Annotated in this window: 13 protein-coding genes; 7 read left to right on the top strand and 6 right to left on the bottom strand. The window is 64.9% G+C overall.

Annotated elements, in window-relative coordinates; all coding sequences use genetic code 11:
- Nucleotides 1-149: 149 nt before the first annotated feature.
- Together V5A38_RS07310 and V5A38_RS07305 are read right to left on the bottom strand one after the other, a co-directional pair.
- Nucleotides 150-2,072 carry an aldehyde ferredoxin oxidoreductase family protein gene (locus V5A38_RS07310; protein ID WP_332325100.1) on the bottom strand — a complete coding sequence of 641 codons (1,923 nt, stop codon included), beginning with the start codon at nt 2,070-2,072 and terminating at the stop codon, nt 150-152.
- Nucleotides 2,073-2,488: 416 nt separating this feature from the next.
- Entirely contained in the window at nt 2,489-3,664 is a 1,176-nt protein-coding gene (locus V5A38_RS07305) for an inorganic phosphate transporter (protein ID WP_332325099.1), read from the bottom strand.
- A 210-nt stretch (nt 3,665-3,874) separates the two neighbouring features.
- Between V5A38_RS07305 and V5A38_RS07300 the strand changes: the two genes are divergently transcribed.
- Nucleotides 3,875-4,516: a hypothetical protein gene (locus tag V5A38_RS07300; protein WP_332325098.1), complete on the top strand. Its 642-nt coding sequence runs from the start codon at nt 3,875-3,877 to the stop codon at nt 4,514-4,516.
- A 235-nt stretch (nt 4,517-4,751) separates the two neighbouring features.
- On the opposite strand, the gene eif1A is transcribed toward V5A38_RS07300, so the two are convergent.
- Nucleotides 4,752-5,039 (bottom strand): translation initiation factor eIF-1A, encoded by a 288-nt coding sequence (gene eif1A / locus V5A38_RS07295; RefSeq protein ID WP_332325097.1) that lies wholly within the window; start codon nt 5,037-5,039, stop codon nt 4,752-4,754.
- 642 nt (nt 5,040-5,681) lie between these two features.
- Between eif1A and secF the strand changes: the two genes are divergently transcribed.
- From secF to V5A38_RS07275, 4 genes are all read left to right on the top strand, one after another.
- On the top strand, nt 5,682-6,560 hold the full coding sequence (secF, locus tag V5A38_RS07290) for a protein translocase subunit SecF (protein ID WP_332325096.1): 879 nt from the start codon (nt 5,682-5,684) through the stop codon (nt 6,558-6,560).
- Nucleotides 6,561-8,162, top strand: a complete 1,602-nt coding sequence (locus V5A38_RS07285) for a preprotein translocase subunit SecD (protein ID WP_332325095.1) — start codon at nt 6,561-6,563, stop codon at nt 8,160-8,162.
- A gap of 41 nt (nt 8,163-8,203) precedes the next feature.
- The gene (locus V5A38_RS07280) at nt 8,204-8,614 is read left to right on the top strand and encodes a methylated-DNA--[protein]-cysteine S-methyltransferase (protein ID WP_332325094.1); all 411 of its coding nucleotides are present in this window, start codon (nt 8,204-8,206) and stop codon (nt 8,612-8,614) included.
- 64 nt (nt 8,615-8,678) lie between these two features.
- A complete protein-coding gene (locus V5A38_RS07275; RefSeq protein ID WP_332325093.1) occupies nt 8,679-8,969 on the top strand; it encodes a hypothetical protein in 291 nt (96 codons plus the stop codon).
- Nucleotides 8,970-9,058: 89 nt separating this feature from the next.
- Here V5A38_RS07275 and rnhB read toward each other — a convergent pair whose 3' ends face one another.
- From rnhB to V5A38_RS07260, 3 genes are all read right to left on the bottom strand, one after another.
- On the bottom strand, nt 9,059-9,709 hold the full coding sequence (rnhB, locus tag V5A38_RS07270) for a ribonuclease HII (protein ID WP_332325092.1): 651 nt from the start codon (nt 9,707-9,709) through the stop codon (nt 9,059-9,061).
- Between the two features lie 648 nt (nt 9,710-10,357).
- Complete coding sequence (locus V5A38_RS07265; protein ID WP_332325091.1) at nt 10,358-11,641, bottom strand: tRNA pseudouridine(54/55) synthase Pus10; 1,284 nt, start codon at nt 11,639-11,641, stop codon at nt 10,358-10,360.
- A 109-nt stretch (nt 11,642-11,750) separates the two neighbouring features.
- On the bottom strand, nt 11,751-12,062 hold the full coding sequence (locus V5A38_RS07260; RefSeq protein WP_332325090.1) for a hypothetical protein: 312 nt from the start codon (nt 12,060-12,062) through the stop codon (nt 11,751-11,753).
- A 701-nt stretch (nt 12,063-12,763) separates the two neighbouring features.
- Here V5A38_RS07260 and V5A38_RS07255 point away from each other — a divergent pair.
- Both V5A38_RS07255 and V5A38_RS07250 read left to right on the top strand, forming a co-directional pair.
- Complete coding sequence (locus V5A38_RS07255) at nt 12,764-13,999, top strand: amidohydrolase family protein (RefSeq protein WP_332325089.1); 1,236 nt, start codon at nt 12,764-12,766, stop codon at nt 13,997-13,999.
- 91 nt (nt 14,000-14,090) lie between these two features.
- Nucleotides 14,091-15,374: an MFS transporter gene (locus tag V5A38_RS07250; protein WP_332325088.1), complete on the top strand. Its 1,284-nt coding sequence runs from the start codon at nt 14,091-14,093 to the stop codon at nt 15,372-15,374.
- Nucleotides 15,375-15,727: the final 353 nt, after the last annotated feature.

Raw genomic sequence — 15,727 nt, 5'->3', positions numbered from 1 at the left:
GCTGTGTACGCTGGCCCGTGAATCGTTGATTACGGTCTGGTCGGCTTCGATTGAGCCGCAACGTCCGTGAAGAGACATGAACGACCGCCGGAGAAGCGCGTCTGCTGCCCGCTGAGTGCGGACAGCTCTCGTCTCGGACCAGTACCGTGTCAGATCAGGAGTTCGTTCCTGACCCCCACTTCCTCGCCGATCTCGGGCAGGTCGAGCTCGGACAGCGTCTCGCCCATCGGGACCCCGTCGCTCGTCCACCCCCGGGCCGTGTAGTAGCGGTCCAGTTCGCGCTCGTACTCGTCGATGGCGATGAACTGGCCCTCGCTCGGACCGTTGGGGATCGGCTCGGTGAACCGTTCGGGAATCATGTCGTCCTCGCGGGTGAACCCTTCGCGGACGTTGAACGCCCGGGCCACGTTGTGGCCGCGTTCGCCGATACCGAGCAGTTCCGACCGTGTGAGGTCGAACCCGGTCATGGCGTTGACCAGTTCGCGAACCCCCTCCTCCAGGGTAATCCCCCGGGTGAACTTGCAGACCCCGGTGGCGTCGTACACCATCATCAGATCCTCCATGGCCTTCAGCGCGAGCGCCTTCCCGTCCATCCGGAGGCGGTCGTAGTTCTCGAACTCCCAGAACGACCCGCCCATCTCCAGGGCGTACAGGCAGGACGTGAGGTGGTCGGCCCCGCGCGGGGCGACCCCGAAAGCCAGGGCCATGCCCTTGATTCCCCGAACCTCGAAGCCTGCCGGAGCCATGTTCTTGACGTGAACGGCGAACGCCTCGCCGCCGCCGGCCGTCTCGGCGGCCGCGGCGTGACCGTCCATCAGCAGCTCAGCGAGGTCACCCTCGCCGTGGGCCATCTTCTCTACCAGTTCGAGAACCGCCCTCGCGTTCGCGAACTCGAGATCCGCCTCGATGTCGACCTCGTCGTCACCGATGACACCCTCCTCGGACGCTTCCATCGCCCAGGCGATGGCGTTGCCGGCGTCGATAACGTCCAGGCCCAGCCGATCACAGATCTCGTTGGCCTTGGCCACCGCCTCGATGTCGTCGACTTCGACGTTGCCGCCCAGCGCGTACTGGGTCTCGTACTCCGGGCCGTCGACGGCGATGTCGCCGTACTGGGTGTCCTCGGCTTCGAAGAACTGCGAGCAGGGCTTGGTGCAGTATGGACACGGGCGTTTGGTCTGGACGTACTCCTCGGTCCAGTAGCGCGGGTCCAGCGAGATGCGGTCGTTCTCGGGGTCGTCCAGGCGGTCGTACGCGCGCTTGAAGTAACTGGACTGCCAGTTGCGCGTCGGGAACACGCCCAGCGTGGTGTTCTTCGCGTCCAGCGCCTCGCCGGTGCCGTACTGGACGTCCACCGTGGCGTCGCCGGTGCCGGTTATCTCTATCTCGCCGCGCCCGGTGGTCTCCTTGCGCCACTTGTCGTTCAGTTCCCGGAGTTCCTCCGGCCGGGCGACCGGCACGTCCTGGGTTCCCTTGACCGCGATGCCCTTGAGCTTCTTCGACCCCATCACCGCGCCAGGGCCGCCACGACCCGCCTGGCGATCCTCGCACTCGATAATCGAGATTTTCGACAGGTTCTCGCCGGCCGGCCCGATCACCGCTGTGCGGGTCCCCTCGTAGCGCTCCTTGATCGCCGCCCCCGTCTCGAACGTGTCCTTCCCCCACAGGTCGTCGGCGGATTCGATCCGCACCTCGTCGTCTTCGATAACCAGCAGGGAGGGTTTCTCGGCGGCCCCGCGGACCACCAGTCCGTCGTACCCGGCGCGCTTGAGCTGGTCGCCCAGCTTTGCGCCGACCAGGGATTTGCCGTAACCACCCGTCAGTGGCGACTTGAAGCCGAACGTCGTCTTGGACCCGGTCGGGACCGAGGGCCCGACGAGCACGCCCGGCGCGACGGCCAGGACGTTCTCGGGGTCCAGGGGGTCCACCTCGGGACCGACCTCGTCGTAGAGGATTCGGGTCGTGAAACCGGCGCCCCCGAGGTACTGGCGGACGAACTCGTCGGAGAGATCGCGTCGTTCTATCTCGCCGGTACTCAGATCGACGTCGAGGAGTGTGTTCCAGTATGCCATGGTCCTGGGAATCGTATCTCGGCCGACGAGAACCGGAGGCGGTCCTCACCGGCAGTACGCTGTCGAATCTTCGGTCCGTATTTTAAAAGCAGACCCGCTAATCCCCGCGAACTGAGAACGTCCACGGCCACCGACGGCTGGCGGTCCGTGTCAAGCCGTACTCCCCCACCGAGTAGCGCCGAACAGCCCAATACGGAGCAGAAAATCGAGGGAGTCGACGACCGGCACCGAGACAGCGAACGGTTCGGAAAACGCGAACGAGACCATCACGGTGTTCATTAATAACGCGACGAATCCGAATACGTCGAGGAGGAGTTCGACGGAGTGCGAACTGCCAACGGTTTCCCAAGCTGACCGCTACGCGGGCTGCGGTTTTCGGGATTTCCCTGAAACCAGCCCACCGTCGAACCTGAGACTTACCAGGCGAACCGGAACAGCACGAAGAACGCCAGGTACGCCCCGACCGTCGAGAGCACCGGTACGACGTTCTGCATCACCAGCACGCGACCGGTCGTCGCGGGGTCGAACAGGTCCGACGCGGCGGGGATATCCGCCGGCTCCTCTTCACCGATTTCCGGCGCTTCCTCGCCGACCTCCTCGGCTGCCAGCGCGCCGACGGAGACGTTCGGTGACTCCTCGCCGCTGACCACTTCCGTCAACGTGGCGGACCGGGTCGCACGGCCCCAGCCGAGCCCGACGATGGAGGTCGTTGCGATGATGACGAACGAGGCGGGGATGCCGATCGCCGAGAGCCCAATGACGATGGTGGAGGAGACGACGGCGACGACGATGGCCGCCGTCAGCGGGAGATCCGTGATGTCGTTGCCCAGCGTGTCGAGCGTCCGGCGGGCGATGGTGAACGCACCCACGGCAACGGCGGCACAGCCGAGCAGGATCATCATGCTCATATCGACGCCGGCGCCCACGAGCGGCGCGATGGCGTTCGCGATGTTCGACGTGCCCGAGGAGAACGCCATCAGACAGCCGATGACCACGACGACGATGCCGCCGACGAGTTCACGGCGTGTCGTGTTCGGGCCGGCGGTGGGCGTTGGAACGGTGCCTGAGCGGTCCAACTCCATCAGCGAGCCCGCGGTGGTGTCGATCGCGACCCAGCGGTTGATCCGGGGGTAGAGATACCGGCCGATCATCCCCGAGACCCAGAAGCCGACGATGGGGGCGACGATCCACCAGACGGCGATCTCGCCCATCACGACCCAGTCCAGTTCGTTCGTCGCCACGCCAAGCCCTGCGATGGAGCCAACAGCGGTCATCGACGTCGATGCGGGGACGCCGAAGTAGTTCCCGACGAACAGCGACATCCCGATGAAAAACAACACCACGATACTCGACTCGATGGTGAACACGCTGGCGCTGGTGATGAGTTCGCTCCCCAACTTGTCCACGACCCGGCGACCGATGGTCCACGCGCCGACGAAAAAGAAGATGGCCATCAGCCCTGCTGCGCCGGCTTTGGATATCGCCCCCGACCCGACCGCGGGCCCGAACGCCGGCCCTGTGGTCGAGCCGCCGATGTTGAATCCGACGAACAGCGCGACGACGATACCGATTATGAGAAGAACTTCAGCCATATTGTGACAGTCGGTGGCACCACTCTTAACAGATGGGTACTGGCGGGTTCAGATCGGAATCGTCAGGCTACCGATGTGGCCGGCCCTGCTGGGTCTCGATGGCTTCACGTCGCCAAACCCGCCTGCCGAGAAGAGTGAGTATACGTGTCTGGAGCCCAGATATTATTCCATGAACACGACAAAACACGCGTGCTGGCGGGGGAGCGACCGGTGAACCCCTCTCGGGTTGATTTCGGTGTCGACCTCGCCTACGGCATCACAATCTTTGTCGCGATCGGCCTGATTCTCCAGGTCGGCACCGCCGTCGGTGTCGCGTTCGGACTCGGGGTCCTGCTCTCCTACATCATCCACATCGCCTGGAAGATGGCCCGGTTCGACCCCGAATGGATGACCGCGGAGGTCGCCCAGCAGGTCGAGGAGACAGTCAGTCAGGAGGTCGAGGAGACGGTGAGCCAGGAGGTCGGGCAGGTGGCCGAGAAGGTCACTGATTCGGTCAGTGAGGAGGTGACCGAGAAGGTCAGTGATACCGTCAGCGAGGACGTCACCGAGAAAGTCTCAGAGACGGTCCAAGAGACCGTCAGTCAGGAGGTCGAGGAGACGGTAACCGAGGAGGTTTCCGAGCAGGTCGAGGAGACGATGAGCGAGGAGGTCGACCAGGTTGCCGAGAAGGTCAGCGAAGAGGTAACCGAGGAGGTCTCCGAGCAGGTCGAGAAAACCGTTAGCGAGACGGTCGAGAGGAGCACCGGCGACGATGGTGCGGAGCTCGAAGACTACTATGCGGACGACGAAGTGAAGAGTGACACGGAGGACGACGCGGACGACAAAGCGGACGCAGACGAGCACGACGAGTAGGGAGGACGGAACCGGAAATCCGCTTTTCGGTTATATTGGACGCTTGAACTGTCCGATTCTCCAGCTCACGGCGTCGATTTCGGCACGAGAAGGCGTTAGTTCATTACGCGGATCGAGTTGCTCCAGATACGCGGCAGAAGCTGTGCATTCGAGCGGAGTTCATGGAGAGAGAAGACGACCGCTTCATCACCGGCGACGCCGTCGGGGGCGCAGGACTAACGCCGCCCGCGGAGAATCAGTCGATGTGGCCTTCCTGCCGCAGCTGCTCTGCGTCCTGGTCCTCGTAGCGCCATTCGATGTTGCCTTTCTCGTCCTGCCAGGACCACGGCTCGATGATGACGACGTCGCCCTCGTTGATCCAGGTGCGGTACTTCATACGGCCGGGGATTCGGCCGAGTCGGGTTTCGCCGTCATTACAGCGCACGCGGACGTGGTTGCCACCGAGATGCTCCGTGACGACGCCGAACACCTGGTCGTCGTTGGGCATCCGGAGGTTTTTGCGTCCGGATGAATCGTCGCTCATACTTTAGTTAGGAGGTTCTCACAGATAAGCCGTGGGATACATTTTCGTGGTTTCGTCCCCGCGCTGGCACTGGACATCGTTCTCCGTGGCCCGACCGTAGCGTGGGCGGTCCAGCCAGACACAGACCGACTCTAACCAGCCGACTCGTCTCCGGTCGCGAAGGACTGCCCCCGCCGGAGCGAACCGTAACGAGCGGCGTGCGAAGGCCGGTTTACGCCCTTCGTGCCCCGTCGGGTGTGCAGTCGGTTGGGAGGTGTCGAAACCTTGCCACAGGATTCTCCCTTGAACGGCCACGCTCGAGCGGGCTGAGGGTGTCTCAGGCCTGCTGAGTGTAGCCAGTGACTGGTAGGAATCGCCGGTATAAACTGTGTTGGTACCAGAACTATTTGGGAATATCGCGGCGCAGTCCGCCGAACCGCGTGGCGACACGGCAGCGAGCGCAAGCCCCGCCGCGGCGAGTCGCTTCAGGATTCCGGGCTGGAGGGACGCACCCGTAAGGAGTTCGACGATCCAGTTGACGTGAGTGTCTCCGGACGCCGACGCGTATTGTACGGCGCCGCTCGGAGCGTAAGAGAAGGCTTATTCGGCGGCGGAAAGGAGTTCGCCGCCATGAACCAGTTCGTCCGCTCAGGGGTGAGATGAGTGTCTGGCGTTCAGCTCCCCTTCGGCCTCCCGGAGGTGGACTACTCGAACTACTCGAACCGCCAGCTCGCCGCGCTCCCACTCGGCGTACTGCTCGCGGCGCTGCTCGTCATCGGCGGTTTCTGGGTCGTGACGGGCGCGCCGGTGGATCCGGGTATCGCCTTCACGGGTGGCACGGAGATGCGCGTCGTCGCCGACGGCGACGCCACGCGTGAGGACCTCCGGACCGCTTTCGACACCCAGCCTGCGAGCATCCGGTCGGTTCCCTCCGACGACAGCTACATCGTTACGTTCGACGCCGACGTACAGGCCAGGCAGGTCGAGTCACGGGCCCAGGACGCCGGCTTCGAGGTGCTCTCAGTCGACTCGACCTCCGCGAGCTTCGGGGAGAGCGCCCAGATCCAGGCTATCGGCGGCGTCATCGTCGCCTTCGCCGGGATGAGCGTGCTGGTCTTCGGGATGTTCCGGACGTTCGTCCCCAGCATCGCCGTCGTCGTCTCCGCGTTCTCCGACATCGTCGTGCCGGTGGCGCTGATGAACCTGCTCGGCATCGAACTGACGCTCGGCTCCGTCGCCGCGCTGCTGATGCTCATCGGCTACTCGGTCGACTCGGATATCCTGCTGAACAACCACATCATCCGGCGCTCCGGGAGGTTCTACGAATCCGCCTACCGTGCGATGGAGACCGGAATCACGATGACGCTCACGTCGCTGTCGGCGATGATCGTCATGACCCTGGTCGCCACGGCGTTCGGCATCGGGCTGCTCTCCTCTATCGGGCTCATCCTGGTGTTCGGGCTCGCGACCGACCTGATGAACACCTACATGCTCAACATGTCACTGCTTCGCTGGTGGAAGTACGAGGGGGTGGGTCGGTAGATGGCGGACCCCGTCACCCAGATCAAGGAGAACTGGCGGGTCGTCCTGCTAGTTCTCGTCGTGCTCGCGAGCACGTTCGCGCTGTTCACGCCGACGCTTGCTGCTGACGACGCTGGCGAGGCCGATCAGGCCGGCGAGGCCGGGATGACCAACCTGGTGTACGGGCTCGAACTCTCCGGCGGGACCCGCATCCGTGCGCCGCTGGTCGGTGTCCACGCGACGGGACTCGAGGTGCCGGAGGGGACGGACTCCTCGACGGTCAGAACCGAGATCGCCGGGGAACTCGACGGGACCGAACAGGCCGACGTGACCGTTCGGTTCCCCGGTGAGTACGGCGGCATCACTCAGCAGACGACCATCGTGGAGGTCACAGCCGATACCGTCACGACGGACGAACTCGACGCCGCCATCTCGGCGGCCGGGTACAGCGCGACCGACGCCGAGGACGGCGTCTCGGCGGTCACCCGACAGAGCGCCGTGAACGTCCTCAGACAGAAGATCAACGAGGCCGGGCTCTCCGGCGGGACGGTGCAGTCGGTGACCACCGCCACCGACCAGCACTTCATCCTCATCGAGGTGCCCAACGAAAACCAGAGCACGGTGCGTGACCTGGTCGACTCCCGCGGGCAGGTGCTGGTCCAGGCCTACCACCAGAACGAGACTGGCACCTACGTCCGGACGACCATCATGAACTCCGAGGACCTCCAGCGCGTCGGCGCCGCCAAGCAGTCCCAGCAGGGTGGCGCGCCGCGCGTCCCGGTCGTCATCCGCGATGACCGCGCCGAGGACGTCCAGCAAGGGTTCGTCGACACGGGGCTCGCACAGGACGGCGGCACGGAGTGTCGCTACGAAGGGAGCCCCAACAGCACCGATCCGTGTATCCTCATCGTGCAGGACGGCAACGTTATCAACTCCTTCGGCGTCCAGGATGGACTCTCCGACTCGATGCGCAGCGGCGAGTGGGCCAAGGACCCGAGCTTCGTGCTCTCGACGCGGAACTTCTCCGAGGCCCAGCGGGTCGCGGTCAACCTCCGTGCCGGTGCGCTCCCCGCCAAACTCGATGTCGGGGAGGGCGGCGGGGGTTCCCTGATGTACGTTTCCCCCTCCCAGTCGGAAGGGTTCAAAACTGACTCGCTGCTCACCGGTATCGCCGCGGTGCTCGCAGTCAGTGGCGTCGTCTTCGCCCGCTACGGGCGCGTCGAGGTCGCCGGGCCGATGATCGTCACCGCGATGAGCGAGGTGGTCATCCTGCTGGGTATCGCCGCGGCCATTGGCTACCCGCTCGACCTCTCGGTCATCGCCGGCTTCATCGCCGCGATCGGGACCGGGGTGGACGACCTCATCATCATCGCTGACGAGGTGATGAGCCAGGGTGAAGTGAACTCTCGTCGGGTGTTCCAGAGCCGCTTCCGCAAGGCGTTCTGGGTCATCGGCGCCGCCGCGGCGACCACCATCATCGCGCTCTCGCCGCTGGCGGTGCTCTCGCTGGGTGACCTGAAAGGGTTCGCCATCTTCACCATCCTCGGAGTCATCGTCGGCGTGCTCATCACCCGACCGGCGTACGGGGACATCCTCCGCGCACTGCTGACGGGCGAGCACTGACGGCGCGAGCCTTTTGTCCCTCGCCGCGTTCTCTCCGCTCGATGCAGACGATTGTCCGTGGCGACCGCTTCGACCTCGACACGAGCTATCTCGCCGAGAGCGACGCGGAACTCAGGCATCAGCTCGAGGGGTACGCCGCGGGCGAGCGCGAACAGTTCGACCTGACCGTCGACTACCCGGACGGCCATCTGGGCGAGGTGATGCGGGCGATGTCGGCAATCCCGTACGGCGAGACGCGGAGCTACGGCGAACTAGCCGAGGAGCTTGGGTCGGGCGCCGTCGCTGTTGGCCAGGCCTGCGGCGCGAACCCGCTGCCGGTCGTGGTACCCTGTCACCGCGTCGTCGGCGCCGACGGCCACGGCGGGTTCTCCAGCGAGGGCGGCGTCGACGCGAAGAAGCGGCTGCTGGCGTTCGAGCGCGGTGAAGGACTGGACCAGTTCGGGTCACAATAATCGGTGATATGCGCCTCTCTCCAGCCACCACATCTATCCGTGTCGCTCCACGAGCCAAAAGTACATGGACTTCCATGAAGTTCGCGACCAGCTCGATCAGGAGTTCGAGTTCCCGGTTGACCACGCAGTGCTCGTCGAAGAGTTCGGAGATATCGAGCTCGACGGATCGTCGACCGAACTAGAGACTGTCGAGACTGTGCTGAACCGGACTGAGAAGACGACGTACGAATCGGCAGGGGGTGTCCACGACATCCTGATCGGGACGGTCACCGAGGGCTATATCGGTCGAAAATGCTACGATGATCGGAGTGGCTCCCGTCAATCCTCTCACGAGCGGTCGATTCTGTCGTTGTAACGGCTGTACCGACCGGTGGGTACACCATCGGTTCTGAACAAACCTACCTCGTTATCGACAATCAGAACCCTGAGCGGTGCCCTCACGACTCAGAACTCGTCGAGTCCGGACTGTGAGGCCGCGGCCAGCACGTCCTCGCAGGTCGACCAACTCTCCCGTGCACAGGGTGGGAGTTCGCCGTTCTCCGAGACGTAGCACTCCAGAAACGCTTTCGTAGCGGGGTCAGAGGGGTAGCCACTCCCCACCTCGTGGTCGTAGCTGTCGTCGATAGCCGCCATCCGTTTGTCCCGCTCGACTTTGGCGACGATGCTGGCTGCCGACACGACCGGGTGGTTCTCGTCGGCACCGTGCTCGGCGAGGACTTCGACGGATTCGGTCTTCACGTCGATCGCGTCGGCCAGCCGGCGACCGAAGCGCTCGGCGTCGGTGTCGGCGGCGTCGGCGATCACCTCGTCGCCGTCTTCGACGAGTTGTGAGATGGCCTGGGCCTGTGCCGCGACGCCGATGCTGTTCATATCTGTTTCGGGCGTGTCGATGCGCTCGGGGGAGACGGTGACGACGGCGACAGTGATTGCGGGGTGGGCACGGAGGGCGGCGTCGAGCTCTCGGCGACGGCTCGCTGGCAGTTGTTTCGAGTCCGCGAGCCCGGGTGGGAGGTCGTCGGGGTCGGCTCGGACTGCAGCGGTGGTCATCGGGCCCAGGGCAGGCCCTTTTCCGGCCTCGTCGGCGCCGATTCGCATTGGTTTGGGTGATGGGGGGGTAGGGAAATCTGTTCTGGTTTGGTCGATTTCTGTGTGCTTTTCGTGAACGATGATTCCGCGACTGCAGGAAACAGAAGTTCCGTGGCGACAGCGGACAGCACCTCAGCGGTGACAGCGGACAGTGCCGCATTGATGCTTGGACAGTTGGACCGCACACACGAACCACCCTGCGGCCACAAGCCTCCCCAGCCGACTCACTCCCTCGCTTCTCGGTCGTTCGTCCCTCGCACTTCTCGCGCACAGAGGCGCTCGCGCTTCGCGCCACAGCCGCCGCGGTCGCGGTGGAAGCGTCGCGCTCGCCACCGTTCGGCGAGCGCGCGGGGGTTCGGTGCTGTGCCGGGCCTCGTGCCCGGCACCCTGTGGTTCCAGAGTCCAAGCACATTCTGCGGCAACGTTCCCGGTTGCTGTTGTGCGGGTCCAGAGTCCCTGGGAACTTCGCGGTCGGGGTGACGGTGCGGTAGCTGTTTGCGGTTTCAACTGTCCACGCATACTCCGCGATGACGATCGCGGTGCTATCTGATTCAGCGAGAGAATCCCGCCCTTCAGGGCGGGGAGGATGTCATTCGCAGCTACTCCGGGTCCTACCCCACTACAGCTCCAGAAAACACTAACTCGACGAAACAGAACCTACTCCCGGAGGAACTCCTCGTCCTCGAAGGGCCCGTCCTCACCATCGACCCGTATCACGTCGAGCGCGCTCACCTCGGCATCCACGCCAAGCAATCCAGCAAGGGAGGGCTTCGTGCGCCCCTCGTCGCTCGAAATTAGCTCCTTGATGTAGAGCCCGCCTGCGCCGTGCACGTCGATGCTTGCAGCGCGGGAGTGTTCTAGTTCGCCGTCCACCTCGTACACCTCCCGCGTTCGGGTCTTGCTCGCCCGCCGGTGGTCCACGCGCTGGGGCGTCTCCTGCTTGATGGTCGCGCCGTCGAGTTCCCCAAGCGCGTCGTGGAGTTCCTCGACGGTGATGTCGTCGGCGAAAGTCACTTGCGCGTTGTACGTCTTCGAGGCGTCGTGGCGCTTCACCCGCTCGACCATGCCGTGCTCGGCGAGGCGGAGGCCCTCGACCTCCACCTTGCCCTCGGCGAAGGAGTTGATGTCGCCCTCTAGCCGGTCGGTATCCACGTTACGGCGCCGCGGCTCCTCCACCTCGATGACGAACGGCCGGCCGGTGCCGAGCATCCGCGCGTCTACGTCTTCGCGGCCGGCGCCGTGGAAGACCGAGTCGACGCCGTCCATCACGTCTTCGACAACCGGCGCGGTCAGCTGCTCGACGCTCTCCGGGTAGCGGTAGCCCAGGCCGTCACATTCCGGACAGGGCTCGCGACCCTGCCGACCGCTGCCTTTGCAGGCCGAGCAGGGCCATTTGGTCTGCGGGATGCCGCGTTCGAGCTTCCGGTAGCGGCCGTAGACGAATGCGGAGTTGATGTCGGCCTCCACCTCGTCCTCGGCGAGGTCGAGCAGGAACTGCACGTCGGGACGGCCGAAATCTACTTCGCCGCCGGTGATGGCGCCGACACGCTTGCCCACTTCGCGGTTGAACTCGCTGTTGAACTTCTCGCCGGCGTCGGCCGGCAGCCCGGCCTCCTCGCGGAGCATCCGTTCGTTCTCCTCGATCAGTGCAGGCGGCCGGGTGCCAACCTGGTACGTCTCGAACTCGGTCCCCTCGACGGCGGCCGCTGCGCGTTCGGCCCACGCTTCGAAGGCGCCGCAGTAGCCCTCACAGACCCAGCACTCGTCCGGATCGACGAACCCCGGCTCCTCGTCGTCCTCCAGTCCGATGGTGATGCGGAGCGAGCGCCCCCGCTCGCGGTTCGTGAGCCCGTGACTCCGGTCGGCGAACACTCGGCCGAGACAGGCGTCACAGACGCCGCCGGCCGCAATGATGGCACGGGCGTCCTCCAGTACGCTCATGGGAACGGTACCAGCCCCACGGACTACTGCCTTGCCCTTCCGCCGTCTCCGTGCACCACCGCGCGACCGGTCCAGCGCGTGTGAACGGGGTCAACTAACGTTACGGCGGTCACCGCGGCGGCCCCTTTCTCCGCAACACCTTCGCCTCCTCGACGCCGAACCGATCCTCGAGCCGCGAGGCGAGGTCGTCGACGCCGTCGACCCGGAGTTCGACTGACACCTCGACGGTGAGGTCGTTCAGCCCGGGCCGGATGCCGTCGAGGTCGACCTCCTCGACGTCGACGACGCCGTCGACGCCCTCCAGGCGGGTGCGGACACCGCTTTCGAGGTCGCCGGTCGCGTTGCGGGGGACGCTAACTGTGCAATCGATTCCGACGGGGCGGGGTCGTGCCGCCGACCCATCGGAGCTTTTGGTGCTCATCGCAGACTCCCACCACGAGTCGAACGTGCTGGGGGACCAGCTCCCGTGAGAGTTGGCCCGCGCGTGAGAGACGGCTCAGGAAAGTGCAGGTTCGCACCGACCCAGCCGCCGTGAAACCGGCGTCACGCTGCGAGCGGGCCGGATCGAACCTGCGGGCGTACAATACGCATCCCGATATAGCCGGACCGGCCCTCACCGGTCTTGCAGAACCCCCCACTATTGGAGCGGGCGAGTCCTGTGGTGGCTGTCGAGAGGCGCATTGGTCGACCTGTCAACAGGCTCGGACTGGTTGCACTTAATTCTACCCAAGGACTGAGAGGCTATCACATGCACATCACGGAGTCACGTCTTCCCCGGCCGGAAATCCTGTTCGAGTCGCTCAGACGGGCGATTAGAGACTGGTCGTCCGACGTGCTGGAGAGAACTCCCGTCCACTCTTGGCTGGAAACTACAGCCGTACTGCCGGATTGGAAACGCACCCTTTCGGATGGAGCTCGCGGGGCCATCCGACACCGAGACGGCGGTATCGATGTACCAGCCGCCGGCCCGGTAGGTTCTCCTCCGCCAGTTCGCGTGATCCAGAGCTTCGTACGTAACCCAGTGAGTACGGCAAAATCTCGAACCCAGGGCCGCCAGGAGTACGTGTCCGTGTATCCTGCTTCGAACCGAAACCATTAGTGTGGCCGTCTCGATTGCAAGCTATGCGAGTTATCCGAAACGGCGTCGTCCATACACAAACCGAACAGGGAACGGTGGAGGGCGACGTACTTATCGAGGACGGGAAGATCGCCGCAGTCGGCGACGTTGACGAGATTCTCTCGTCAGCCAGTCAGACGAAGTCTGACGACGTTGACGCACCTGCGGACGCGGCTGAAATCGACGTCGACGGCGCACACGTCACGCCGGGGCTCATCGACGCCCACTCCCACGCGGGGATGGCCGAGTGGGCCGAACCCGAGGACGGCGACTTCAACGAGGGCACCTCCGCGACGACACCCCACGTCAGCGCGCTCGACGGCTTCCACCCGCACGACGAGGAGCTGAAATACGCGTTCCAGAACGGCGTCACCAGCGTCTCAACCCGAATGGGCTCGGGCAACGTCATCGGCGGCATCATCGTCTCGGTGAAAACCTACGGCGATCTCGCCGACGAGATGCTCATCCGGGAAGACGGGATGAAGGCCGCGATGGGAGAGAACCCAAAGCGGTTCCACGGCGAGAACCACGATCGCCAGCCCTCCACCCGACCGGGCGTCGCCGCCACCCTCCGCCAGAAGCTGATGGAGGCCGAGGACTACCTCGAGCAGAAGCAGGACGCCGAGGACGAAGACGAAAGCTTCGAGCGCGACCTGGGGATGGAGAACCTCTCGCGCGTGCTCACCGGTGACCTGCCGCTCCGGGTCCACGCTCACCGCGCCGACGACATCCGCACGGTGTTCCGCATCGTCGAGGAGTTCGACATTGAGGACGTTTCGATCGAACACGCCACCGAAGGCCACCTCATCGCCGACGAGTTCACCTCGCGTGACGTGCCGGCGGTCGTCGGCCCCTCGATCTCGTCGGCCAGCAAGTACGAACTGCGTAACATCACCTTCGAGACGCCGAGGATACTCCACAACGAGGGGGTGAAAATCGCCATCCAGACGGACGCGCCCGTCCTGCCTCAGCAACATCTCGACGTCTGTGTCGGCCTCGCCGTCCGGGAGGGGCTGCCGGCGGAAGCCGCGCTCGATACGGTCACGACGAACGCGGCCGAAATCCTCGGAATCGAGGATCGCGTCGGCACACTCGCCGAGGGCACCGACGCCGACATCGCGGTCTGGGACGGCGAGTTCTGGCGTGTCGACACCCGAACCAAGCACGTGTTCGTCGACGGCGAGCACGTCTTCGACCGCGAAGTCGACTCGGTCGACCCGCGCGAGGAGTACGCCTGGTAAGCGTACCTCACCAGGCTGGAGTCCCCTGGTACCTCCTCCCGTACAGTCGCTGAACCGGTGAAAGTAAACCACGCCGCTATCAATCTCGACCGTGAAACTGCCGACGCTCTCACAGCCGGCAATCGACGACGAGGAGCCGAGCGTCCCGGTCGTCGTCGGCGCGGTCATCGCGGGCGTCTTCTTCGGCGGCGTCGGCGGCGGCGTCGCGTTCCCCACGCTGCCGACCCTCGGAACGCTGCTGGGGATCGCTCCGTTCGTCGTCGGTCTGATTCTCTCGGTCAACCGCTTCACTCGGCTGCTGCTCAACACGCCGGCCGGTGACGTGCTCGACCGGTTCGGGACGCGCCGGCCGATGCTCGTCGGCTTCGTCGTCCAGGGGATGGTCCCCTTCGGCTACGTGCTGGCGCTCGATCCCGGGCCGATTCCGCTCTCCAGTGCGTCGCTGTTCTTCATTTCGCGGGCCTGCTGGGGGGTCGGCTCCGCGTTCGTCTTCGTCGGTGCGTTCACCACCGTCACCCACGTCACGACGTCGGAGAACCGTGGGAAGTGGGTCGGCTATATGCGTGGCGGGCAGAGCCTTGGGTTTCCGACCGGGCTCATCGTTGGCGGCCTGCTCACCGACACGCACGGCTACGCGACGGCGTTCCTCGTCGCTGGCGTCGCGGGGCTGTTCGCCGCCGTCGTCGCCTTCCTCGTCCTGCCGAACATCGACAGCGACGTCTCGGCGACGACCCGGTTGCGTGACCTCCCGCGCGTGGTGCGTGCCGACGTGCGTGTGCTCGGAATCGGCTTCGCCAACTTCTCGATCCGCTTTCTCTACGCTGGCGTGTTGCTCTCGACGGTCGTCCTCTACACCCAGGAGCACAACATCGCGATCGGCGCGCTGGCGGAGACCGGCGTCAGCGGTATCGTGATGGCCGTCTCCGTCCTCTCGATGTCCATCACCAACCTCGGGGTCGGCCGTCTCTCTGACTCGCTGCCCTCCCGGACCTACACCGTCATCCCGGCGCTGGGGCTGTTCGGCCTCGGCTTCGCCGTGCTAGGCCTCCTGCCCACCGTAATGGGAACTGTGGTCGGCGTCGCCATCATCGGTATCGGCGTCGGCGGGACGGGCCCGCCGCTGATGGCGTATCTGGGCGATATCGCACCCGGTGGCGACGTTGGGAAACTCGGCGGCGTCTACAACGTGTTCGGCGACCTCGGGTCGACGCTCGGCCCGCTTGTGGCGTTGCCGCTTGCCTCGGCGGTCGGTGTCAGTGGGGAGTATCTGCTCTGTGTCGGGTTCGTCGCACTGACTATGCTGGTCGTCGTGCTCACTCTCGATGGCGACCCGACGACGCTCAAGCAGCCCGAGGTTCTCACTGAGGCGGATTGACACGGGGAAGGCACCAGGCAGGGGGGAGGCGAGCGCCGTGGACATCGAAAGTGCCCGACCAGCGGACGAGCCGGTCATCCACGACCGGACCATCCGGGAACGCTGTTGGCTCGGTGTCGACGAGGGTCGGCGCTTCCACAGCGCCGAGGAGTTGACGGAGCCACTCGCGGTCGATAATCTCCGCTGCTCTTCTGAGGAGTGCTGGTGGGTAGCGACGGCAGAAACCTTCCCTCCGGTCCGAACCGTCCGACTCCTCAGCCGTGGTCAACCTCCCGAGTAGGCCGTTCTCCGACAACGTCAGGGTACCGACTCATAGTGATTACTGCGAATCGTTGCATCGACGGTGTCGAACG

Origin of the sequence: Halolamina sp., from assembly GCF_036626355.1 — an archaeon.
GTDB lineage: Archaea > Halobacteriota > Halobacteria > Halobacteriales > Haloferacaceae > Halolamina.
The sequence above is the reverse complement of the archived record's forward strand: the minus strand, read 5'-3'. Positions and strand labels throughout refer to the sequence as shown.